The sequence below is a fragment of the Idiomarina sp. OT37-5b genome (genome assembly GCF_002968395.1).
Classification (GTDB): domain Bacteria; phylum Pseudomonadota; class Gammaproteobacteria; order Enterobacterales; family Alteromonadaceae; genus Idiomarina; species Idiomarina aquatica.
The window spans coordinates 1,966,917-1,990,000 of record NZ_CP027188.1; the positions used below are offsets into that span (position 1 = coordinate 1,966,917).

Sequence of the window (23,084 nt, forward strand, 5' to 3'; positions counted from 1 at the left end):
GTCACTCATAGAAACGACGTTGATAGCGATGAAACAACAGCGCCACCAATAATGGCGCACCCACTAATGCGGCAACGATACCAATGGGTAATTCCCTGGCACCACTGATCAGCCGTGTAGCAATGTCCATCGCCAGCAGCAGCAAGGCACCAGCGGGTGCGCTCAGCCACAACACCCGTTGCGGATGTTCCTGCCCTAATAATCTCACTAAATGCGGCGCCAACAGTCCAACAAAACCGATAATACCGACACTGACGACACTCCCGGCAACCAGCACAGCGACGGCCAGTAATACACCATTACGTTGGCTGACTAAGCGAAAACCCAGAGTAGCGACGGTCTGTTCCGATAGGGTTAAAGCGGTCAGCAACGTCCGTGTCCACCACAGCAACAGCGTGCCAATCAGTAAACAGGGTAATAGCAAGCCCAGGTGTGACCAACTGCGGTTCGCCAGGCTTCCCAGCGTCCACTGACTCCATTCCTGAAAAGCAAACGGATTGGGGGCCAGGTATAAGATCAACCCCATCGCGCTACCGGCTAACGACGACACCGCAACCCCGGCTAAAATAATCCGGTAGATGTCATGCTGCCGGCCGGCCAGCAACACCACCAGTAACAAACCAGCCAGACCACCGGCAACGGCCGCCAGCGGTAACCACCAGGAAAATGCCGCTAACCAGCCAAAATACAGTAACGTCACGGTCACCAGTGCCGACATCGACGACACGCCGATTAAGCCGGGCTCTGCCAACGGATTACGCAACAACAGCTGCAGTGCTGCACCGGCCAGGCCCAGCGCCATACCATTGGCCAATACCAATAGCCAACGCGGCAAACGAATGTCCATAACGATGGTGTACTGCAGATCGTTCAAGTCCAGCCAGTTAACCGTGGCGGCGCCCTGATTCAGATGCCAACCGCTTAATATCACGGCGAGTAGTATGAACAGCCAGCCCCAGCCGCGCGCCGTCACTGTCATTGTTCCGCTCCCAAACGTTCAAGATAGTTTCCGATATTAACCACTGGACATGCCGCCGTCGCGCTGTCAATGACCATGACCCGTTGTTGCTCCAACCAGCGCTGCATTAAAGGATGCCGTTGCCATTGATTGGCCAGTGCAAACGTCTGCCCGCTAAATCCTTCCAGGATGACCCGATCCGGCTGCCATTGGATCAGTTGTTCCAATTGCAGGGCAACCAACCCCGAGCCCAACGTTGCTGTCTGGTTACGCCAGTTTAACCGTTCTATCAGGGCATTAGCCCAGGTGTTGCGTCCCCAGCTCCACTGGTTTGGCATCACCATAACCACGTCTTGTGGTTGCTGCGCCAGCCGTGTTAAGGCTTTCTCCGTTTCGTGCTGATGCTGCACGACCTGCTCCGTCAATCCCAGCTCAGCCAACTGCGCCAACCATTGCTGATACGCCGACCAGCTTTGCGGTTGAGGCAACACGGTGACCGGTACGTAGTCACGCAATCGTGCCACCAGCTTAGCATCGCTGAACTGAGTCGCGACCACCCGGTCAGGCTTTAGTGCCAGCACCGATTCGAGCGTGCCGTTATGGGTGGGTTTATCAATGTCCGCACCGCTCAGGTAAGTAATACCGGCTAACTGTTCAGGCGCCCAGCGTTGCAGCAGTTGGTCCACGCACTGATTCAGCGACACCCAGCGTTCATCAGCATGGGTTGGCAAGGCGATGCTGAACAGCAACACCACGGCGCTTAATAACCCGCTAAATCGCATCTAATGCTTCTTGCAGGTTTTTAACGCCGATTACGGTCATTCCCTCAGGCGCTTGCTTGGGTTTATTCGCCAGCGGCAGTATGGCTTTTTTAAAACCATGTTTGGCCGCCTCATTTAAGCGTTCCAGACCACTGGGAACGGGGCGAATTTCTCCGGCTAACCCCACTTCACCAAAGACAATTAAATCACGCGCCAGCGGCTCCCCTTTAAAGCTCGACACAATGGCCAACAGCAACGCCAAATCGGCCGAGGTTTCGGTGACCTTAACACCACCGACAACGTTCACAAACACATCCTGATCGGACACCTGTAATCCGCCATGGCGGTGCAATACCGCCAACAGCAACGCCAGCCGGGTAGCTTCCAGCCCTACCGCCACGCGCCGTGGATTTGCCAACGCAGAATAATCAACCAGCGCCTGGATTTCGACCAGCAGTGGGCGAGTTCCTTCCCAAACGACCATGACCACAGAGCCATTGCCCTGCTCCTCGCCCCGTTGCAGGAAGATCGCAGAGGGGTTAGACACTTCTTTAAGACCGCTGCCGGTCATCGCGAAAACGCCCAGCTCGTTAACCGCGCCAAAGCGGTTCTTGGTGCCTCGTAAGGTGCGGTAGCGGGAATCAGATGAACCGTCCAGAATCACCGAGCAGTCGATACAATGCTCCAGTACTTTCGGACCCGCCAGGCTACCGTCTTTGGTGACATGACCGACCATGATGATGGCCACGCCGTGTTGTTTTGCATATCGAGTTAAGAAAGCTGCGGTTTCACGTACCTGTGAAACGCTGCCCGGCGCCGACGATATGTCGGCAAGGTGCATGACCTGAATGGAGTCGATCACCATTACTTCCGGCTTTTCCTGGTCCGCCAACTGACAAATGGTTTCGATCGACGTTTCGGCCAACATCCTGAGTTTATCGGTTGGTAATGACAACCGCTGAGCACGCATCGCCACCTGCTGCAGTGACTCTTCGCCGGTAACGTACAGCGTCTTTTTATTTTCGGCCAAGCGGCATAAGGTTTGTAGCAATAGAGTACTTTTCCCTGCTCCCGGCGAGCCGCCAATCAAAATCGCCGATCCCGGTACCACACCGCCGCCCAGCACCCGGTCAAACTCCTTAAATGTGGTACTGAAACGAGGTAGCTCTTCCAGCGAAACTTCGTTAAGGGTTTGCACCCGCGCCTGGGTTGCACCGGCAAAACCGCTGCGCTCAGCAACCCTGGGGTGAGCTTTCGGATTGCTCAAGCGCACTTCGCTGAGCGTGTTCCATGCCTTACATTCGGTGCACTGCCCCAACCAACGGGGAAAGTCTGCGCCGCATTCATTGCAGACATAAGCGGTTTTTGTTTTTGCCATGACTAGCCAACTCGTTCTATGATGCGTAATAAAGTCATCTATTATAAGAACAAAATACCATAATGCCGAATGACCATTTTGAGCAATTAATCGAACAGCTCAAACTCGTGGTAAATGAGCCGGACTTTGACAAAATCTTCCGCACCCTAACCGAGGGTGAGGACGGACCAACGCGCTTCCAGTTGAAAATGGAGTTGCGACGACTGGCATCGCCCTGTCTGCAGACCGTTGATTTGCGCAATCGCGTCAGCGGCCGTTGCCAACCCTATGAGTTCTTAGGCCGCAAACATTACCTGGATGACGTTGCCAAAGACATTTTCGAACGCGGTCTGAAAATCTATGGTGGCGTATTTACCCAAGATACCTTCGAACAAATTTTAAACGCCGAAAATAATAACCGGGTCATTCAGGAAAAAGAACGGGAGCAAGCATTACAGCGTAAAGCTCAGCATGCCGAACGGATAGCGACACGCGAGGAAATTCCGGAACACGACGACGTTCGTTCGCCTTACATCATCGATACTTTTCAGTTCGGTCAGTACCCGTATCGTGCCGAAGAGCGCATGAATTTTACCGTTGAAGTAACACTCAATGATGAATACGGCGACCAGCGAAGAGCCATCACCAGTGATTTGTCGGTTACCGGTCTGCGCATTCGACTCGATGCCGCCTGGCAGAAGCAGGTCGGTGATGAGATTGATGTATACTTCACCGGCTTGGCGCGTGAGTTCACTATTGATCCTGAAATGGCGGTGCCTTATACGATCGTTGCCATTGACCAACAGGGCGAAAAAACCTATTTCAGCCTTAATCGCAAGGCCGAGTTTACCTCGTCATCGTTGGACAGTTTTTTAAAACGATTCATTAATGGCTACAAAAAACGTTACCGGGTGAATATCGATAACACCTATCAAACCCTGATGAATAAGGGGCATGAACAATTTTTGATGCCGCGCCTGGGCGCTCTGCCAATCTATTTTTCCATACACAATAAGCAGTTACATGCTGATTACGTATTAACTACCGACAATAACCGGCACATCGTCGAAGACTGGATCAACGAACACAACCAGATTGCGCTGGGTTCGATATTTAATCCACGCCGATCACAGCATTTTCTCAAACGTTTGGCGGACACCCCTGGTGCGACGGCTACCATACTGACCTTCAGCATTACCGCACGAGGCAAAATTCATTATTATTCGGCGCTGGCTGAAGAGCTGATTAAAAATAATTTATGGCGCACCTTTGTAAACTTCGCGGCGCGCAAGTCATCCTTTCGTGTCTATCAGTTTAGACTGCGCAGTATTGACAGCAACAGCGCCTGGCAGCCACAAAGTGTGCCTTACGAAGTGCAGATCCCTTTTCGTCTGCAGCCGCCGACGCCCAAAGTTAAACACGCCATCGAGCCATTAACTCACCTTGGCGTGCTAACCGATATCACCGAGTCGATGCGTCAGTTCGCCCACGACGACTACGATAAAGGCTTGGTTAAATCCTTGAAGGCATTTATGCATCCGCCATCGGTGCCCATCCGCACCAAAGACGTGCGACTGGAATTTGTCGATCTGCGCAAGGAGCAACGCTTTAGCTACCGCAGCCGCTGCCGTGTTCGGGTCGGAAAGTCCATTCGCGAAGGTATGGTTTTAGATTTATCGGTGCATGGATTAAAGCTTCAACTGGACGATGCCGTGGCCTTGCAAGCCGGTGAAGTGGCGCTGGTATCATTAACCGGGTTTGAAAAACATCACCGCAAATTTCAACTGCGCGACATCCCTTACCTGGTGGTAAACATCGACATCAGCCAGACGACAATTAACCTGAAAACGCCCGACTCATCAGAGAAACACGATGGCGCGCTGTTCTTCCGCTATCTGATTAAAGAACATCGTAACCAGTTAAAGCTACTGCATGAAAATACTTCATTAAATGGCCTGGAGCTGTGTTTACGTAACCTATACTGCGACGCTCCGCCGACCGTTCCCTTGTATTTTTATCAAAATAACAAACGCCAGGTGACGTTGCGCCGGGCCGGTCTTTCCCGCTGGCAGACCGCCTGGTTAACGCTATTACAAGGTTTGCCCGGCAGTCGTGCTAGTAACCTAAATGTACAGCCACTGCTGCGCGGCGACAGTCTAACGACCATGCTGTTGCCGGAGTTACAAGGGCTGTCTCGCTCGGATCGCCCGCGACGCAAGCTGCTGTTACTGAAACTTTATCGTGAACAAGGCGAGGCCGTGCTAAGGACTGAATGGCATGCCGCCGATCAGTTTGATACCGCTGCGATCCTGTCGTTTATTGACCAGTGTCTGCCAGACGCCGTCTTTGTGGCCGTCGCCGTTGACCTCAGCAAAACCGGCCGTCCGGATATTCAGTTTGTGCAGGCGGAAATGAACTACCTATCGCAATACGCGGCTCATCGGGCGAATGAGCTAGAGGAAGAACTGTGGCAGGTTTATGGCATTGCTGACACTCAGGACGTTACCGATGATCTGCTGAAGTTTGCGGATATCAGCCTCGAACACATCCGCCAACAACAACAGCGATTAGCCCACTGGCTCAGCCTGTAACAGGCCCCGTTGCTGTAATAACGGTAACAGCAGGCTGAGGTCATTGTCGTCGATACAGATATCGGCAACTTCCTTCAACGTTGGTTTGGCACAAAATGCAACGCCAATATCAGCAGCTTGCAGCATGTCGCGGTCGTTCGCACCGTCTCCCACGGCGATGGTGCGGCCAGACTCAATCTGCCAACGACGTTTAAGGTCGATAACGGTTTGTGCCTTAAACCTTGCATCCACAATTTTGGTGCCTACCGTACCGGTTAGAACACCTTGCTGCTGCTCCAGCTCATTAGCCGCAAACCAGTCAAGTTGCAGTTGCGAAGCCACTTGTTCGGCAAACCAGGTAAAGCCTCCCGACACCAGCGCCGTTTTCCAGCCCTGCGCGCGCAAGGTTTGAATAAGCTGATGAACGCCCGGCGTAAACGGGATCGGGTCGAACAACGATTGAAACTGGCTGACAGACACGCCTTTAAGACAACTCACTCGTGCCCGCAGGCTTTGCTCGAAGTCAAGCTCGCCGCGCATTGCTCGCTCGGTAATTGCCGCAACCTCATCGCCTGCCCCTGTTAAAGAAGCAATTTCATCGATACACTCCATTTGAATTAGGGTAGAATCCATATCGAAGACTACTAATCCGGCGGCTGGGGTGTCGGCCATAATCGACTCCATCAAAAAGTTGGTGCTATGCTTAAAACGATGATTAACAGTGGACTGCAATCGGTGCTAAACCCGAACACACAAACGCGGGCGTGGCTGCGATTGATCACCAAACGCATACTTCGCTTAGCCGTAGCGGCGGCGTTGCTATTGGTCATCCTTAATGTTTGGAATATTGCCAGTTTACAGTCACAACAGCAACTGGCTGAGCACACCCGGCAGTTGACGCAACTGACCTTGTCGCAATTTGAACATCAAGCAGTACAAGCCATCCAACAAAAACAGAATGAGGCGTTGGTGGCTGCCGCACAGCATCTTCAACAACATCATGCGGTGGTGTCGGTGGTGGTACGCAATCCTTACGGCGAGGTTCTGGTAACCCAGGGCAATTATGACAGTGTGATCGACTGGCCTGACGATGCCCCGGCAAAGCCCTGGATAATGACCCGGGAACTGACCGACAACGGTACAACCGCGGGTTACCTGCAAGTGATTTTTGACGAAAATAAGCTGATGACGATCAGCGCCAGCGCACACGATGGTCTGATGCAACAGGGTCAAGTACTGCTGTTACTGGCGATGCTGGCCGGGGTTTTCATCATGCTTGGTTTTAATCGCATCCGCGATCGGTTCTGGCAACAACGCAGCTCAGCGGTTAAGCCCGAACAACGCTAAGCTATTACGATACGTTCGTTCTGCAACGTCTTTTTCGCTGAGTGACGTTATGCTGGCCAATGCGCTCAGCACCTGCCGTAATCGCGCCGGTTCATTGCGTTCACCCTGATGCCCACACACTGGCATATCGGGACAGTCTGTTTCTAGTACCATGGCGTCCAATGGCAGCCTTGCCACCGCATCCCGTGTTTTTTTTGCGCGTGGATAGGTGATGGTGCCGCCAATGCCCAGATAATAACCTTGTTCGACCCAGGCCTTGCCCTGCTCGTAACTACCGGAGAAGGCGTGCACAACGCCACGCTGCGGCCCTGATTCGCGCACCATTTTCAGCAGCTTATCGAGCGTTTTGCGATGATGCAGTATAACCGGCAGTTGGTGTTCTCTGGCCAAGCGAAGCTGTTCTCGTAACAGCTGTTGCTGCCGCTCCATATGACCGCACTCTGCATCAAGACCAATTTCGCCTATCGCGCGCAGCCTGCCATCACTACCATGCTCCAACAACTGTTGTTTCAGTGCTTCGAGGTGCTCGGGCTGGTGCTTTTCGATAAAGTATGGGTGCAGGCCGAAACTGTAATAGGCAGAGCCAATTTCCGACGCCACCCGGGGCAGTTGTGCCCATTGCTCGCACGTCACGCCAAGTAGCATAAATTGCTCGATACCCTGTGCTCTGGCACGCTCTACCACTTCGTGGCGGTCGCGGTTAAACACCTCAAAGTCGAGATGGCAGTGGGTATCGAACAGTTGCATCTAATGCTAGTGCTCGCGTGTGTGACTGAAGGTAATATCTGGATAACGCTCCTGCGCCAGACTTAAATTCACCATGGTCGGTGCGATATAGGTTAAGTTATCACCACCATCGAGCGCCAGGTTAGCTTCCGCTTTGCGCCGGAACTCATCCACTTTACGTTCGTCACCGGTTACCCAGCGGGCGGTTGCAACATTGATGTTCTCGTACACGGCATCGACCTTATATTCGGTTTTCAAACGGTGTACCACCACATCAAACTGCAACACACCGACGGCGCCGACGATCAGATCGTTACTGATCAATGGCCGGAATACCTGTACCGCTCCCTCTTCGGATAGTTGTACCAGACCTTTCAACAATTGCTTTTGTTTCAGTGGATCCTTCAGACGAATACGGCGGAACAGTTCCGGCGCAAAGTTCGGGATACCGCTGAATTTGAAATCGCTGCCGGCGGTAAAGGTGTCACCAATCTGGATGGTGCCGTGATTGTGCAGACCGATAATATCGCCCGGATAAGCTTCATCGACATGCTCTCGGTCACCGGCCAAAAACGTCAGTGCATCACTGATACGGACATCCTTTCCGGTACGCACCTGACGCATTTTCATGCCTTTCTCGTATTTACCGGAGACGATTCTGAGAAACGCCACACGGTCACGGTGACGGGGGTCCATGTTGGCCTGAATTTTAAAAATGAAACCCGAAAAGTCCGGGTTGTCGGCATGGATCAGCTCGCCGTCGTTCACCTCACGGGGTTGTGGCTGCGGAGCCCAGTCCACCAAACCATCCAACATATGATCAACGCCGAAGTTACCCAGCGCCGTACCAAAATAAACCGGGGTTAATTCGCCCGCAAGGAAGAGCTCTTTATCAAACTCGTTAGAAGCGCCTTTGACCAATTCAATTTGTTCACGCAGCTCTTCCGCCCAAACACCAATACGTTGGTCCAGCTCGGGATTATCCAGGCCTTCAATAATGTCAATTTCCTGAATACGATGACCCTGCCCAGTTTTGTACAAAATGGTTTGGTCGAGTAATAAGTGATAAACCCCTTTAAAGTTTTTTCCGGAACCAATCGGCCAGGTAATCGGGGCGCACATGATTTTTAGAACGTCTTCGACTTCATCAAGCAGTTCCAGCGGGTCACGTATATCGCGATCCAACTTGTTCATAAAGGTGATGATGGGCGTATCGCGCAGCCGCGTCACTTCCATCAGCTTAATGGTGCGATCTTCGACACCTTTAGCGCCGTCAATGACCATTAAACAGGAGTCGACAGCGGTCAGGGTACGGTAGGTATCTTCCGAAAAGTCCTCGTGTCCGGGGGTATCCAGTAAGTTCACTAGCCGATCGCGATACGGAAACTGCATCACCGAGGTCGTCACCGAGATGCCACGTTCCTGCTCCATCTCCATCCAGTCTGACTTAGCATGCTGGCCGGATTTTTTGCCCTTCACGGTCCCGGCTTTTTGAATTTGCTGACCATGCAGCAAAACTTTCTCGGTAATTGTGGTTTTACCGGCATCAGGGTGCGAAATGATGGCAAACGTGCGGCGTTTTGCGACTTCGGTTGCGATTTTGTTACTGCGGGCGTCTGACATGAACCTTCTCAATTAACTCATTAATGTATTACCCGCTATTTTCGCTGATTTACTCAGGATTCACAACGTTTCGGGTGCTATTCCCATCAGCGCCGCAATGTTAACGCGCGTCCCTCCGCCATTGCCGGTAACTCAAACAGTTCACACAACGTTTGCCCGAGGTCCGCAAAACTGTCGCGCTGACCATGGCTGCCGGGCGCCAAAGCATCACCAGCCATTAACAAGGGCACAAATTCTCGCGTATGATCGGTACCCGGCCAGGTCGGATCACAGCCATGATCAGCCGTCAACACCAGAATATCGTCAGCGTTCATAGCCTCGAGTAACTCCGGCAAACGCCGATCAACGCGCTCTAACTCCTGCGCGTATCCTTCCGTATCGCGGCGATGCCCATACAGCGTGTCAAAGTCGACCAAGTTAGTGAAAATTAAACTGCGATCGCCGGCGCTTGCCATGGTCTCCAGGGTTTTGTCAATGAGCGCGTCAGTTCCTGCGGCTTTAATCGTTTGGGTGATACCCCGATGCGCAAAAATATCGGCGATTTTACCGATCGCAATGACTTCCCCGCCGCTGTCCTTAAGCTTATCCAACACCGTCGGTAAAGGTGGCTCAACCGCGTAGTCGCGGCGATTGTGGGTGCGCTCGAAATCGGCCGGGCTATTACCAACAAATGGCCGCGCAATAACACGACCAATGTTGTAATCATCGAGCAGTTCCCGGGCGATTTCGCACACCTCGTATAGACGTTGCAGACCAAAATGCTGCTCGTGAGCGGCAATCTGGAATACCGAGTCTGCCGAGGTATAAACTATCGGTTTTTCACTGCGAATGTGTTCACTACCAAGGCGTTGAAGAATTTCCGTGCCGGACGCATGGCAATTACCCAGTACCCCTTTTAGTTGGGCTTTTTCAATCAGGGCATTAAGCAATTCAGGCGGAAATGAGTGCTGTGGTTGTTCGAAATACCCCCACTCAAAGTGCACCGGAACGCCCATCAGTTCCCAATGGCCGGAGGGCGTGTCCTTGCCGGAGGAGCGCTCAGCAGCCCAGGCATAACTGTGCTGTGCTGAGTGGTGTGCAAAGCCGGGCGCCCAATCACCGGTAGCACCCCGATGGGCTTCAGCCAGACCCAGAGCGCACAGATTCGGCAGTTGCAGCGGTTTTGCCTGCGCTGCCCGTGCCGCGGCAATGTGTCCAAACGTATCTGCCCCTTGATCACCAAACTTAGCCGCATCCGGCGCACTGCCGATACCAAATGAATCCAACACCACAATAATTGCACGTGCCATCTGCTGCCTCCTTTAAGACCGCTGAAATCCCTGCCTAATCACCCATTCGCTCATAAATTACCGGCTGTTCCGGCGCCGCTTCTGCGCCAATCCGGTAAGCCTCGGTCAGTGTTGCTGCCGCTTGTTGCCAATCATCCTCGGAATCGGCGTGAATGGTCGCGAGTACGAGATCCGCTTCTGCTTTGCAGCCGATACCCGCCAGATCCGTTAAACCTACCGCGTAATTGAGCGGATCGGAAGCGATCCGTCGACCACCACCCAGCGCCACCACGGCCATTCCTACCGCGCGAGTGTCGATTGCGTTTACCCAACCTTGCTGAGGCAGTCCACTGTCGGCCAGTGTTAACGGTTTGATTATCTTCGCCTTAGCCAGATGCTGTTCAGGCCGTTCAAGCAGGTCGGTCGGGCCGCCCAACAAGCTCACCATTTTCGCAAAGCGTTCAGCAGCGGCCCCGCTGACAAGCACCTGCTCAACACGCTCCGCGGCTTGCTCGTGGGTTGTACAAAGGCCACCTTGCAACAACATTTCCACTGCCAGGGCATGCGTCACCACATGTAAGCGAGGGTCACGATGGCGACCGGTCAAATAGTCAATCGCCAGTTTTACTTCGACCGCGTTACCCGCCGCGGACGCTAACGGTTGGTTCATATCAGTGATCAGCGCTGAGGTTTTCACCCCTACACGATTGGCGACCGAGGTTAAACTTCGGGCCAACTCGACCGCACGCTCATACTCAGCCATAAATGCGCCGCTGCCAGTTTTTACATCCAGCACCAGGCCGTCCAGCCCTTCGGCAAGCTTTTTCGCCAAAATAGACGCCGTGATCAAGGGCACCGATTCAACCGTCGCGGTTATATCACGGGTGGCATAAAAACGTTGATCTGCCGGCGCTAATTGTCCGGTCTGTCCGATAATCGCTACCCCCGCCTCTTTGACGGTGCGTGCAAACCGCTCATTGTCCGGTTTGGTCTGATAGCCATTAATCGCATCAAATTTATCCAACGTACCGCCAGTATGACCAAGACCACGACCGGAAATCATCGGCACGAAACCACCGCAGGCAGCGACAATGGGTCCCAACATCAAGCTGACAACATCACCGACACCACCGGTCGAATGTTTATCCAGTACCGGACCACCTAAATCGAGTTGCTGCCAGTTCAGTACCTCACCGGAGTCACGCATGGACAGGGTTAACGTGGCTTTTTCCTGCTCGTTCATTCCCTGGAAATAGATTGCCATTGCCATCGCCGCAATCTGACCTTCACTCACCGATTCATCGGTTATTCCTTGCACAAACGCCTGAATCTGTTCCTCACTCAGGGGTTTGCCGTCACGTTTTGTCCGAATGGCTTCCTGCGCTAAAAACATAACTTATCCTAACTGTTGTTTAAGATCGTTAACCAGACTGCTGGCACCAATACGAAAATGTTCAGGTGTCACCCAGTCCTTGCCCATGATATCCGCCGCCAGGTTAATGTACTGTTCGGCGTCTGCTAACGTCCGAATGCCACCAGCGGCCTTAAAGCCAACGTTGCGGCCGGATGCCTTAATCGCGTTCAACATCACAGCGGTCGCTTCCAGCGTTGCGTTAACCGGCACCTTACCGGTTGAGGTTTTAATAAAATCCGCACCGGCGTCAATGGCCAATTCGCTGGCTCGTTTTATCCGTTCCGGGGTTTTTAATTCACCGGACTCGATGATCACTTTTAGGTGAGCCTGCTGGCCACAGGCAGCTTTTACTGCGCTGACTAATTCTGTCACCACAGCCTCATCGCCAGCGATGAGAGCATTGTAAGGCAGCACCACGTCGACTTCGTCAGCGCCAACCGCCACGGCCCGTTCGGTTTCTGCAACAGCCCGCGCAACATTATCATGACCTTCAGGAAAGTTTGTTACGGTAGCCACCGGTAACGACAAACCTCGTTGCTGTAGCGCTTGTTTGGCCGCCACAATCAATTCCGGAAAAACACACAATGCCGCAACCTCAATACCATCAAAGCTCGCGTTATCACTGAGCGTTTCAATGGTGGCCACCGTGTCAGAATTATTTAAACTGGTTAAATCAATGTAGGAAGCAATGGTTGCTATTCTCTCGCGCATACGGGTTTGTTCCTTTTGTTAGGTTAGATTACGGTTGGCCTGCCAACGCATCACCAGGCCGTCTTCGCGACCGTCGTTATTGGCGTAATAGTTAGGGCGTCTGCCTACCGTCTCAAATCCACTTTGTGTGTACAAATGAATTGCGGCGTGATTGGATACACGGACTTCTAAGAATACGATCAAACCATGTCGTGCGGCATGATCCAGCACATCATTCAGTAGTAACCGACCAAATCCCCGCCCCTGATAGTCCGGTGCAACGGCGATATTGTGCAGTGTTAACTCATCGACAACCTGCTGACAGACGGTAAAGCCGACGGCTTGTTGGTGGAGCGTTAACTGCCGCCAGCGATAGCCGGTACCAACGCTCGCCATAAAAACCTTCTCGCTCCATGGTCGCCGATGGGCACGTTGCTCAATCGCATACAGTGGCGCAGAGGGCGAACTGTCAGACAGGTTTATTGTTGCGTTATGTGTTGACGAATGTTGTGCCAAAATTCACGTTTCCCGGCGGCGCTGCTCAGTTGTTGCTGACACTGCTGATAATCCCATACCATGGCGCTGTCACTGGCTGCCTTAACGGCTACCGGACGGCAGTCCAGCAGCACACAGCAATCTTCCAACCAGCGCGGCAATTGCACCGGCAGTGGCTCCGCAGCGGTTAGATAAAATGGCCCCAGACGGTAATGGTAACGCAGCGTAGTAGCGGCTTGAGTTTTATCGGCGTCCGACTCCGCACTATGCAGTTGCTTTAACTGATAGGCAGGAATCGCCATTGCCTTTAACGCATCACGCTGTTGAGCACGCCAACGAACGGGCATCAGTCATCCTGTTTTGTTGAAGAATTCTGTGAGTAGTGTAAACGAAGCGTTTAAAGAGTGCTAGCAAGGGGATAAATTGGCAGGGGCGGAGGGATTCGAACCCCCAACCGTCGGTTTTGGAGACCGCTGTTCTGCCATTGGAACTACGCCCCTGCATCATGAACTCAGGATTATACTCAGCTCATTTGTGCACGCAAGCAGAAACTGCCTTCAGCCTGATTAACTGCGGATAAAATAAGCAATCAGGCCTCATTCAGTTCAAATAACGCGTCCTGAACCTCTGCAACCAGGGTTTCGACTTCGACCTCGTCAAGCTTTAGCCGGGTCATCACCACATCTTCTACTTGTTGCCACTCGGCTTTACCGGCCAGACTGCGAGTCCGCAGATCGACGGCATACTTAGCTAGTTTGGCGATGGAAACCAGATTAATCGCTACCGGATGCAGTTCTGAATCGGAACTCAGTACCGAACTGTCGTCGTACAAATAATAGATCGCTTCAACCAACAAGCTGGGTAACTTCCACTGTTGCGCCAGTAGCGCCCCGATGGTGGTGTGTGAAGTATCAAATTGGCGCTGTTCCTGCTCCTGCAACTCATACCATGAGGTGCTGTCGGCACGGCGTACGAAATCAGCGTAATCGTCAAATTGCTCCAGCATCACCGCAATACCGCTATTCTGAAACAAGCCCAACATGTAGGCGTGGTCTTTCACTGAGGATAATCCAACGCTGTCTGCAACGACCGCACAGGCACTCGCGACCCACTCGTTATAACGCCAAAACTCGGATAAGTCGTAATTACCGCTGAGCGCTCGCTTTAAAGCTACCGCCCGGACAATCGGGAACACGCGACGAAAACCTAAGATCATGACCGCCTGTTGAATCGAGTCGATTGTCTGACGGCGACGATACGCCGCCGAATTCACGACCTGCAGAACCGCTGCGGCGATACCCACATCCGCCGCAATGGCATCGGCGATCACGCTAACATCCGGGTCTTCCTTTTTAGCCTCGGCACTCACCGTTAACAGGGTCTGAGGTCGAGGCGGTATACTGACGTTTTGTAATAGCTTTTTTTCAGCGGCAGTGATTACAATCGCCATCTAAAGCTCCCTTTATCAACTATCATTTTACTTTTTTGCACCCGGCGTGCGACTATGGACGCAAGCTCCGGAGATGTGTACGCGATGATAACACTGGCCAAAACCAAACTTGCCAATTTGGCGTTGTTTTTTTTCTTGCTCGCAGCGTCGCTGCCACTGCAAGCCTCTACCGTTACTCACGTTAGCGTTGATATCCGCGGTATTGACGGGCGGCTGTTGGACAATGTCAACGCCTACTTACAGATTGCTAATTTAGACCCAGAGCGACGTTACGTAAACTATCAAATTCGTTATTTACACCGAAAAGCAGCAGCAGAAATTAAAGCCGCACTACAACCATTCGGGTACTATCAAGTTGACGTCGACAGTCGTTTAACCGCAACCGATGATGGCAGGTGGCAAGCGAGCTATCAAGTCACATTAAACGAGCCGGTCACTTTTGCCCAAACGCAATGGCAAATCGACGGCGAAGGACGCGACGATGAGATCCTGCAAAAGCTGCTCGCTAACAACAAAATTGAGCCTGGCGACACCCTGATTCATAGCCGCTACGAGTCGATAAAGTCTGCCTTATTGCGCCAGGCTATCCAACGTGGTTATCAAAATGCGCACTATAAACAGGCACAAATAACCGTTGATACAGAACGCAACAGTGCCGACCTTGAAGTGATATTTGACACCGGACCACGTTACTTTTTCGGCGAATTGACGGTGGTCGACAGTCACCTGGACGCCGATCTGATCCGCCGTTACGCGCGCTTTAAACAGGGAGCCCCCTATCTCAACTCGGAACTGAGTCGTTTGCAGGTGGATCTTGGCAACAGTGATTACTTTTCGCAGGTGACCATCCGTAGTGACTGGCAAAATGCCGATAGCAACCAGCAAGTTCCCGTAAACGTTGAAACCCAAGCTAACGAACAAACTCAGTACCGTTATGGTATTGGCTACGGCACGGATACGGGTGTTCGACTCACCGCCGGACTCGATCGACGTTGGGTAAACAAGCAAGGTCATCAGTTTCGCTCACAATTACAACTGGCACAATACGAAAGCCAGGCAACCGCCATTTATCATGTGCCAGGCAAGAAACCGCAGATGGATTACCAGCAATATCGTGCTGAGATCGGTGATAAGGAAAATGACAGCTTAGACAGCCGGCTTTATCAATTACAGGCGTTGGATGTGTATACCTATGCCCGCTGGCAACGCGAATATAATATCAGCTTATTGCGCGAAGACTTTAGAATTGGTGATGAGCGGGACAGTTCCAGTTTCTTTGTCCCGGGCATGGAGTGGCGCTATCTGAATGCCGACGACCGTATTAATGTGAGCAATGGCTGGCGGCTAACACTTGGCTTGCGCGGTGCGGCTGAAAGTGTGCTATCGGAAACCAACCTGTTGCAGGGCTATGCTGAACTAAAAACGGTTTGGTCGTTAACCGAGCATTGGCGGCTTTTAAGTCGTGTTGAAATAGGTGCTTCCTACACCGACAATTTCGATGTGCTCCCACCGTCGCTACGGTTTTTTGCCGGCGGTGATAATAGCGTGCGTGGTTATGCTTATGAGCAACTTGGCCCCAAGGATGACAGTGGTGCTGTGACGGGCGGCAAGTATCTTGCAGTTGCCAGCGCCGAGCTCGATTACCGCTTCGCCGATAACTGGCGAGTTGCCTTGTTCACGGATATCGGTAACAGCATGATAGAGCCTAACCAAGCGCTGAAGCAAAGTGTTGGTTTTGGTTTTCGGTGGATATCTCCGGTTGGCGCCATTCGCCTGGATCTCGCACAAGCGATTGATGAACCTGGTGACCCCTGGCGTTTACACTTTACTCTGGGGTCAGATTTATGAGCCTTTATCGTAAACTCGCCTACAGCTTTTTGTGCCTGGCAGCATTGGTTTTTATTGTGTTACCACTGTTCTTGCTGGTCACCATCAACTCGACCTTCCTGAGTCAATGGTTGGTGAACTACAGCCGCCCGTTTTTACCTGAACAGATAGAATTCAGTCGCTTTTCGGGGCGTTTAAGCGGCCCTTTTACCCTTGAGCAGTTTCGTTATCAATCACAACCGTTCAGCGCCGAGTTTGCCGACATCACCCTAGATTGGTCGCCGGCAACCTTATTATCCGGTGAGCTTCGTATTGATGAGCTTGCACTTGGCGCCGGTGAAATCAGAACCCGCCCGGTGGCGCAACAACCGTCGACTGAGCCGGCCGCATCCCTTGAGCAGGTATCAGTCTCCTTACCGTTTTCAGTCACTCTGTCAAAACTCACCATGGCTGAAAGCTGGTTATTCGTTAATGATGCCCCACAGCAGCAGGTAGCGCTGGACGCAGCACTCAATGTCAGCAAGTCAGGTCAGTTAATGATCGACGAACTATTCCTGCAGCACCAGTATGTCACCCTAGACGCCACCGCTGAGGCAAGTCTGAGCTATCCGTTTGATTACTCGCTGAACACGGATGTTGACTTACATTCACCGGATTACCCGGCCACGACATTAAACCTGTTAAGCTCCGGCAACCTCGAGCAACTAAGCGCCACAGCGCAGATACGTAAGAGTGCCGTTATCAATATCAAGGCATCCGCTCAGAATTTGCTGGCAACACCACGCTGGCAAGCACAAGTCGACATCGTCGATTCGCAACTCAATGATTGGCTTGCTGCTGTTAACTCGTCCGGGTTACCCCCGTTAGTGGTTGACGGTACCATAACGGTCGCTAACGCTGACACGGCTTTGCTCAATGCCGAGCCTAAGCTCAGCATTCGCTCTCCAGAATTAGCGGCTGACGTTAGCGGCCTACTCTCGTTCGCTAATAATCAGCTCACCGTCAGTTCGTTGACCACAGCGCTGACGGGCTTGGTCACCGGGGAACTAAGCTCTTCCGGCACAATTAGCCTGGCAGACACGCCTACCGTCAATATCGGGATTGAGGCTAACCAGCTTAACTACGAGCAAACATCAACCTCAGGCTCGTTAACGGTGAATGGAACCGCACAACAACTTGAACTAACAGGCCAAAGCGAGTCGCGACTGAGCGAAGAACACCGTCTAACCGCCGCCGTTAAGGCTCAATTAACCCAAGAACAACTCACCATCTCCGAGTTAGAAGTGGCAGAAACCGCCACCGATGGGCGCGTTTCAGGCTCTGCATCCATCCATTGGGAAAATGAGTTACACGTGTTGTCGGACATCACCGGGCAATTATTCGAGCAACCACTTTCGCTGATCACGGATATTCGCTACGCCTCACCTTATATAACCGTGACGCGCTTGCAGGCCAAATGGCAAGATAATACTCTGTCCGCAGAGGGAATGATGGCGCCAGGCCGCCAATTAACGCTATCCGCAACACTCCCCCAACTGGCCGACTTGCCGTTACCTGTTGCGATCCGCGGGGCGCTCGATGTGGACGCAATCATTGAAGGGGATATAAACGCCCCTTGGGCCAACGTGCAGATAACGGCCGATGCACTTGCCATCGCCGATACCGACATTGAACAGCTGGATGTCAGTGTTGAAGGCGACCTGAACACTCAGGATGTCGCGCTAACGGCGACAACTCTGGGTGCTTCGTGGTCCATTGAAACCCAGCTAGAACGGTCAGCAACGGCCATTGCAGCCGATATCAACAGGCTGGTGATTGACCACGAAAGTCTCGAGCCATTGGAACTGAAAACTAACGCTCAGTTTATGTATAACTGGCAGACAACGTCGCTGCAGTTGCACAATTTCTGCGTAACTCAACAACGGCTAGCCGAACCCGCCTGTGTACAAATACACAGCGAGAATGGCCTGAGCAGGGCTGAATTCAACGCTCCTCACCTTGAACTCGCCGTGATCAACCCATTATTGCCCAATTCGCCGTTGCGCGTGCAAGGTCAAAGCCGCATCTCATTAGATGCGACCTGGTCGTGGCCTGATTCTGAACTGACCAGGTTATCGGGTCAATTCAATACCGGTGCCATTCGCCTTGAGGGCTTGGAAGAAACCATAACGGTGGACACCGTTAACATTGATATAGCGCCGCAGCGACAACAGACACGAGTATCCCTAAAGGCGACAGCAGAGGAAGTCGGGCTTGACCTGAAGGGGGAACTGTCGCTGGCGGCTCTCACCCCGACGGCTGCTTTAGACGGCAGGTTGACGGCCGCACTATCCGATTTAAGTTTCCTACAACTCCTTAGTCCGGCCGTTGCGCAGGCCGATGGCAACCTGCAAGCTAATATCGGCATCACTGGTACGCTCAGGGCGCCCCGGCTTAAACCAAGCGCAGAAGCGAGCATCAATCAGTTCGTACTCAGCGAGACCGGCACCGATATCAGCGAGACTGAGCTGGTTCTAACCGCCGCAGGAGCGGACAACTCGGTATTCGACTTGCGCGCCAACGGCCGGATTGGCGACGGTAGGTTTCAGCTAAACGGCCGTTACGATGTGCCACAGCAACAGTTGTCAGCAAGCCTTAGTGGCGATACGTTACGTGTCATGAACACACCGGAGGTATCGGTATCGGTGTCCCCGGATGTGAGGTTAGAGCTGGCCGATAATAAGCTAACGGTACGTGGCGATGTTATTGTTCCTGAGGCGCATATCACGCCACCACAACTGGATAACGTAACCAGACCGTCGTCAGACGTAGTGATTAAACAGGCTGAACAACAACGGCAGACAAAACTGGAAACTGACGCCAATATCACCGTCACGCTCGGTGACAATGTTAATGTGGCCGCCTACGGCTTCGAAGGGCAATTGCAAGGCCGCTTAACCATCAGCCAGGCAAATTATGGTGTTGCCAGAGGCGATGGTCAGATAGGCGTTAAAGCCGGTACCTATGAGGTTTATGGACAAGAGTTGTCAATTGACCGCGGACAGCTGATTTATAACGGTGGACCGCTACAAAATCCAGGCCTTAACTTACAAGTGGTACGCAAGTTACCAGAAGCAACGGCAAACCCTAAACAAGTAGGTGCGCGAGTTCAGGGTACCCTGCAAGAGCCAACTCTGTCGTTATTTTCCGAGCCGCCGATGCCCGACGCGTCGGTATTATCGTATTTGTTGTTTGGCCGGGCACCAAATTCTCAGTCAGAATCGACTAACCTCGAATTACAAGCCGCCTTATTGCTTACCGGTGACATGGCCGATGCGTTTACGCAAAGCTTAAAAGATACTTTTGGGTTTGATGAAGTGTCGATAGATTCGAGCACTGACAACGTCAACGATACCTCGCTATATATCGGTAAATACCTGACCCCAAGGCTGTATATTAAGTACGGTATTGGTTTGGTAGAGTCGACTTCATCCTTTTTCCTGCGCTACCAGCTAACGGATCATTTTTGGATCGAGTCAAACTCGTCAACCGAGAGTCAAAGCGGCGATCTGATTTACAGCATCGAAAAATAGTTTGTCGGCGTTAAAAGCTAAAGCTTTCCGGTAACAGGGATCCGACCGTCCAGTGCGTGATGTCGTGACGGTTGGCGGAACTCACCTGGGTGTCGGCGGAGAAAAATTCGGCCATCACTTGTCGACAGGCACCGCACGGACTGTGTAACTGTTCGGTGGGTGTATAGATAGTTATCGCTTTGACATTACTCAGATCAATGCCTTCGGCGATGGCGCGATATATTGCTGTGCGTTCCGCGCAATTTGACAGTCCATACGACACGTTTTCGACGTTGCAGCCGGTAATGATGTCACCATTATTAAGTTCAATGGCGGCACCAACTTTAAACTTACTATAAGGTGCGTAAGCACGCTCAGCAGCTTCTCGGGCTGCCTCTACTCGTTTTGTAGGGTTCAATTCCATCGTTTTATCCGTTCTCCAGTGAGAAGCTGATCTTAACCTCATACCTTCCTGGAAACCAGACTAAACAGTCAACCGCGCGAGATTAACGAACCGCGGAGAGCATTCAAAGCGACCCGTTGTGAGCGCCGAGCGGGCATAAAAAAAAGCCCCGAGCGTGAGCCCGGGGCTTTCCTTAATTTGAAGTCTGGCGGTGTCCTACTCTCACATGGGGAGACCCCACACTACCATCGGCGCTGGTATGTTTCACTTCTGGGTTCGGAATGGAGCCAGGTGGTGCCATACCGCTATGGCCGCCAGACAAAAACTGTCACAACATGAAGGCTGATTGTAATGCCACTCGTTTGATGTCGCGCTCTGCGCAACCTCTGTTATTCGGTAAAGGTATCGTGCTTGTGCTTAACGATTCCCAAACACCTTGGGTGTTGTATGGTTAAGTCTCACGGGCAATTAGTACGGGTTAGCTCAACGCATTACTACGCTTCCACACCCCGCCTATCAACGTTGTCGTCTTCAACGACCCTTCAGAGCACTTAAAGTGCTAGTGAGAGCTTATCTCGAGGCTCGCTTCCCGCTTAGATGCTTTCAGCGGTTATCGATTCCGAACGTAGCTACCCGGCAGTGCCACTGGCGTGACAACCGGAACACCAGAGGTTCGTCCACTCCGGTCCTCTCGTACTAGGAGCAGCCCCTCTCAACTCTCAAACGCCCACGGCAGATAGGGACCGAACTGTCTCACGACGTTCTAAACCCAGCTCGCGTACCACTTTAAATGGCGAACAGCCATACCCTTGGGACCGACTTCAGCCCCAGGATGTGATGAGCCGACATCGAGGTGCCAAACACCGCCGTCGATATGAACTCTTGGGCGGTATCAGCCTGTTATCCCCGGAGTACCTTTTATCCGTTGAGCGATGGCCCTTCCATTCAGAACCACCGGATCACTATGACCTACTTTCGTATCTGCTCGACGTGTCTGTCTCGCAGTTAAGCTGGCTTCTGCCATTACACTAACCGTACGATGTCCGACCGTACTTAGCCAACCTTCGTGCTCCTCCGTTACTCTTTGGGAGGAGACCGCCCCAGTCAAACTACCCACCAGGCACTGTCCTCACACCCGATTAGGGTGCCAAGTTAGAACATCAAACATACAAGGGTGGTATTTCAAGGATGGCTCCACACCAACTGGCGCCAGTGCTTCAAAGCCTCCCACCTATCCTACACATGTAGGTTCAATGTTCAGTGCCAAGCTGTAGTAAAGGTTCACGGGGTCTTTCCGTCTAGCCGCGGGTACACTGCATCTTCACAGCGATTTCAATTTCACTGAGTCTCGGGTGGAGACAGCGTGGCCATGGTTACACCATTCGTGCAGGTCGGAACTTACCCGACAAGGAATTTCGCTACCTTAGGACCGTTATAGTTACGGCCGCCGTTTACCGGGGCTTCGATCAAGAGCTTCGCTTACGCTAACCCCATCAATTAACCTTCCGGCACCGGGCAGGTGTCACACCCTATACGTCCTCTTTCGAGTTAGCAGAGTGCTGTGTTTTTAATAAACAGTCCCAGCCACCTGGTCACTGCGACCACCATCAGCTTACGACGCGAAGTCTTCACCAACAGTGGCGTACCTTCTCCCGAAGTTACGGTACTATTTTGCCTAGTTCCTTCACCCGAGTTCTCTCAAGCGCCTTAGTATTCTCTACCTGACCACCTGTGTCGGTTTCGGGTACGGTCGATGTTTATCTGAAGCTTAGAGGCTTTTCCCGGAAGCATGGCATCAACAGCTTCGCACCCGTAGGTACTCGTCTCGTGTCTCGACCTTAAGAGCCCGGATTTTCCTAAGCTCTCAGCCTACGCACTTTCACCAGGACTACCAACGCCTGGCCTGCCTAGCCTTCTCCGTCCCCCCATCGCAATAAACATCGGTACAGGAATATTAACCTGTTTCCCATCGACTACGCGTTTCCGCCTCGCCTTAGGGGCCGACTTACCCTACCCTGATTAGCATGGGATAGGAAACCTTGGTCTTCCGGCGTGGGAGTTTTTCACTCCCATTATCGTTACTCATGTCAGCATTCGCACTTCTGATACGTCCAGCATGCTTCTCAACACACCTTCATCCGCTTACAGAACGCTCCCCTACCCAGCAACAAGTTGCTGCCGCAGCTTCGGTGTATGGCTTAGCCCCGTTACATCTTCCGCGCAGGCCGACTCGACTAGTGAGCTATTACGCTTTCTTTAAAGGGTGGCTGCTTCTAAGCCAACCTCCTAGCTGTCTGTGCCTTCCCACATCGTTTCCCACTGAGCCATAACTTTGGGACCTTAGCTGGCGGTCTGGGTTGTTTCCCTCTCCACGACGGACGTTAGCACCCGCCGTGTGTCTCCCGGATAGTACTCTGCGGTATTCGGAGTTTGCATGGGGTTGGTAAGTCGGGATGACCCCCTAGCCCAAACAGTGCTCTACCCCCGCAGGTATTCGTCCGAGGCTCTACCTAAATAGATTTCGGGGAGAACCAGCTATCTCCGGGCTTGATTAGCCTTTCACTCCTAGCCACAAGTCATCCCCTAATTTTTCAACATTAGTGGGTTCGGTCCTCCAGTTGATGTTACTCAACCTTCAACCTGC

17 protein-coding genes, 1 tRNA gene and 2 rRNA genes (1 of these 20 only partly in view) are annotated in these 23,084 nt (G+C 52.5%); 4 read left to right on the plus strand and 16 right to left on the minus strand.

The genetic code is table 11. The features are described from left to right. Position 1: 1 nt before the first annotated feature. From C5610_RS09280 to radA, 3 genes are read right to left on the minus strand one after another with little or no spacing between them, the layout of a single operon-like run. A complete protein-coding gene (locus C5610_RS09280) occupies positions 2-979 on the minus strand; it encodes a FecCD family ABC transporter permease (RefSeq protein ID WP_105306922.1) in 978 nt (325 codons plus the stop codon). Further along, complete coding sequence (locus tag C5610_RS09285; protein WP_105306923.1) at positions 976-1,740, minus strand: ABC transporter substrate-binding protein; 765 nt, start codon at positions 1,738-1,740, stop codon at positions 976-978. The genes C5610_RS09280 and C5610_RS09285 overlap by 4 nt, the downstream gene beginning before the upstream one ends. Beyond that, positions 1,730-3,097, minus strand: coding sequence for a DNA repair protein RadA (gene radA, locus C5610_RS09290; RefSeq protein ID WP_105306924.1), 1,368 nt, complete (start codon positions 3,095-3,097; stop codon positions 1,730-1,732). Before radA ends, C5610_RS09285 begins: the two co-directional genes overlap by 11 nt. Before the next feature lie 62 nt (positions 3,098-3,159). On the opposite strand from radA, the gene C5610_RS09295 reads away from it, so the two are divergent. Next, positions 3,160-5,667 (plus strand): PilZ domain-containing protein, encoded by a 2,508-nt coding sequence (locus tag C5610_RS09295; protein WP_105306925.1) that lies wholly within the window; start codon positions 3,160-3,162, stop codon positions 5,665-5,667. Here C5610_RS09295 and serB read toward each other — a convergent pair. Continuing rightward, positions 5,644-6,318: a phosphoserine phosphatase SerB gene (serB, locus tag C5610_RS09300; RefSeq protein WP_105307775.1), complete on the minus strand. Its 675-nt coding sequence runs from the start codon at positions 6,316-6,318 to the stop codon at positions 5,644-5,646. The two genes, C5610_RS09295 and serB, sit on opposite strands and share 24 nt — an antisense overlap. Positions 6,319-6,345: 27 nt before the next feature. On the opposite strand from serB, the gene C5610_RS09305 reads away from it, so the two are divergent. Beyond that, complete coding sequence (locus tag C5610_RS09305; RefSeq protein ID WP_262339845.1) at positions 6,346-6,993, plus strand: hypothetical protein; 648 nt, start codon at positions 6,346-6,348, stop codon at positions 6,991-6,993. On the opposite strand, the gene C5610_RS09310 is transcribed toward C5610_RS09305, so the two are convergent. From C5610_RS09310 to C5610_RS09350, 9 genes are all read right to left on the minus strand, one after another. Beyond that, entirely contained in the window at positions 6,967-7,740 is a 774-nt protein-coding gene (locus C5610_RS09310) for a TatD family hydrolase (protein WP_105306926.1), read from the minus strand. The genes C5610_RS09305 and C5610_RS09310 overlap by 27 nt on opposite strands. A gap of 6 nt (positions 7,741-7,746) precedes the next feature. Next, positions 7,747-9,342 carry a peptide chain release factor 3 gene (gene prfC, locus C5610_RS09315; protein WP_105306927.1) on the minus strand — a complete coding sequence of 532 codons (1,596 nt, stop codon included), beginning with the start codon at positions 9,340-9,342 and terminating at the stop codon, positions 7,747-7,749. An 86-nt stretch (positions 9,343-9,428) separates the two neighbouring features. Then, positions 9,429-10,631, minus strand: coding sequence for a phosphopentomutase (locus C5610_RS09320; RefSeq protein ID WP_105306928.1), 1,203 nt, complete (start codon positions 10,629-10,631; stop codon positions 9,429-9,431). Between the two features lie 34 nt (positions 10,632-10,665). Next, entirely contained in the window at positions 10,666-12,003 is a 1,338-nt protein-coding gene (gene deoA, locus C5610_RS09325) for a thymidine phosphorylase (protein ID WP_105306929.1), read from the minus strand. 3 nt (positions 12,004-12,006) lie between these two features. Beyond that, a complete protein-coding gene (gene deoC, locus C5610_RS09330; protein ID WP_105306930.1) occupies positions 12,007-12,735 on the minus strand; it encodes a deoxyribose-phosphate aldolase in 729 nt (242 codons plus the stop codon). 18 nt (positions 12,736-12,753) lie between these two features. Further along, positions 12,754-13,110: a ribosomal protein S18-alanine N-acetyltransferase gene (rimI, locus tag C5610_RS09335; protein ID WP_241970649.1), complete on the minus strand. Its 357-nt coding sequence runs from the start codon at positions 13,108-13,110 to the stop codon at positions 12,754-12,756. An 83-nt stretch (positions 13,111-13,193) separates the two neighbouring features. After that, positions 13,194-13,556 carry a hypothetical protein gene (locus tag C5610_RS09340; RefSeq protein ID WP_105306931.1) on the minus strand — a complete coding sequence of 121 codons (363 nt, stop codon included), beginning with the start codon at positions 13,554-13,556 and terminating at the stop codon, positions 13,194-13,196. A gap of 77 nt (positions 13,557-13,633) precedes the next feature. Beyond that, positions 13,634-13,709: transfer RNA gene (locus C5610_RS09345), tRNA-Trp, on the minus strand. Between the two features lie 89 nt (positions 13,710-13,798). Beyond that, a complete protein-coding gene (locus C5610_RS09350; protein WP_105306932.1) occupies positions 13,799-14,659 on the minus strand; it encodes an HDOD domain-containing protein in 861 nt (286 codons plus the stop codon). Between the two features lie 54 nt (positions 14,660-14,713). On the opposite strand from C5610_RS09350, the gene C5610_RS09355 reads away from it, so the two are divergent. Both C5610_RS09355 and C5610_RS09360 read left to right on the plus strand, forming a co-directional pair. Beyond that, a complete protein-coding gene (locus C5610_RS09355) occupies positions 14,714-16,507 on the plus strand; it encodes an autotransporter assembly complex protein TamA (protein WP_262339846.1) in 1,794 nt (597 codons plus the stop codon). Continuing rightward, on the plus strand, positions 16,504-20,058 hold the full coding sequence (locus C5610_RS09360; RefSeq protein ID WP_105306934.1) for a translocation/assembly module TamB domain-containing protein: 3,555 nt from the start codon (positions 16,504-16,506) through the stop codon (positions 20,056-20,058). Before C5610_RS09355 ends, C5610_RS09360 begins: the two co-directional genes overlap by 4 nt. Before the next feature lie 10 nt (positions 20,059-20,068). Here C5610_RS09360 and C5610_RS09365 read toward each other — a convergent pair whose 3' ends face one another. From C5610_RS09365 to C5610_RS09375, 3 genes are all read right to left on the minus strand, one after another. Further along, positions 20,069-20,461, minus strand: coding sequence for a cytidine deaminase (locus C5610_RS09365; RefSeq protein ID WP_198678846.1), 393 nt, complete (start codon positions 20,459-20,461; stop codon positions 20,069-20,071). A gap of 182 nt (positions 20,462-20,643) precedes the next feature. Further along, positions 20,644-20,759: ribosomal RNA gene (rrf, locus tag C5610_RS09370) — 5S ribosomal RNA — on the minus strand. Positions 20,760-20,887: 128 nt separating this feature from the next. After that, positions 20,888-23,084, minus strand: a 23S ribosomal RNA gene (locus C5610_RS09375); it runs 685 nt beyond the window's last position.

Excerpts from the sequence above, each read along its gene's own strand:
- C5610_RS09280 (WP_105306922.1), bottom strand. The coding sequence starts at position 979 with ATGACAGTGACGGCGCGCGGCTGGGGCTGGCTGTTCATACTACTCGCC.
- C5610_RS09285 (WP_105306923.1), bottom strand. The coding sequence starts at position 1,740 with ATGCGATTTAGCGGGTTATTAAGCGCCGTGGTGTTGCTGTTCAGCATC.
- radA (WP_105306924.1), bottom strand. The coding sequence starts at position 3,097 with ATGGCAAAAACAAAAACCGCTTATGTCTGCAATGAATGCGGCGCAGAC.
- C5610_RS09295 (WP_105306925.1), top strand. The coding sequence starts at position 3,160 with ATGCCGAATGACCATTTTGAGCAATTAATCGAACAGCTCAAACTCGTG.
- serB (WP_105307775.1), bottom strand. The coding sequence starts at position 6,318 with ATGGCCGACACCCCAGCCGCCGGATTAGTAGTCTTCGATATGGATTCT.
- C5610_RS09305 (WP_262339845.1), top strand. The coding sequence starts at position 6,346 with ATGCTTAAAACGATGATTAACAGTGGACTGCAATCGGTGCTAAACCCG.
- C5610_RS09310 (WP_105306926.1), bottom strand. The coding sequence starts at position 7,740 with ATGCAACTGTTCGATACCCACTGCCATCTCGACTTTGAGGTGTTTAAC.
- prfC (WP_105306927.1), bottom strand. The coding sequence starts at position 9,342 with ATGTCAGACGCCCGCAGTAACAAAATCGCAACCGAAGTCGCAAAACGC.
- C5610_RS09320 (WP_105306928.1), bottom strand. The coding sequence starts at position 10,631 with ATGGCACGTGCAATTATTGTGGTGTTGGATTCATTTGGTATCGGCAGT.
- deoA (WP_105306929.1), bottom strand. The coding sequence starts at position 12,003 with ATGTTTTTAGCGCAGGAAGCCATTCGGACAAAACGTGACGGCAAACCC.
- deoC (WP_105306930.1), bottom strand. The coding sequence starts at position 12,735 with ATGCGCGAGAGAATAGCAACCATTGCTTCCTACATTGATTTAACCAGT.
- rimI (WP_241970649.1), bottom strand. The coding sequence starts at position 13,110 with ATGGCGAGCGTTGGTACCGGCTATCGCTGGCGGCAGTTAACGCTCCAC.
- C5610_RS09340 (WP_105306931.1), bottom strand. The coding sequence starts at position 13,556 with ATGCCCGTTCGTTGGCGTGCTCAACAGCGTGATGCGTTAAAGGCAATG.
- C5610_RS09350 (WP_105306932.1), bottom strand. The coding sequence starts at position 14,659 with ATGGCGATTGTAATCACTGCCGCTGAAAAAAAGCTATTACAAAACGTC.
- C5610_RS09355 (WP_262339846.1), top strand. The coding sequence starts at position 14,714 with ATGGACGCAAGCTCCGGAGATGTGTACGCGATGATAACACTGGCCAAA.
- C5610_RS09360 (WP_105306934.1), top strand. The coding sequence starts at position 16,504 with ATGAGCCTTTATCGTAAACTCGCCTACAGCTTTTTGTGCCTGGCAGCA.
- C5610_RS09365 (WP_198678846.1), bottom strand. The coding sequence starts at position 20,461 with ATGGAATTGAACCCTACAAAACGAGTAGAGGCAGCCCGAGAAGCTGCT.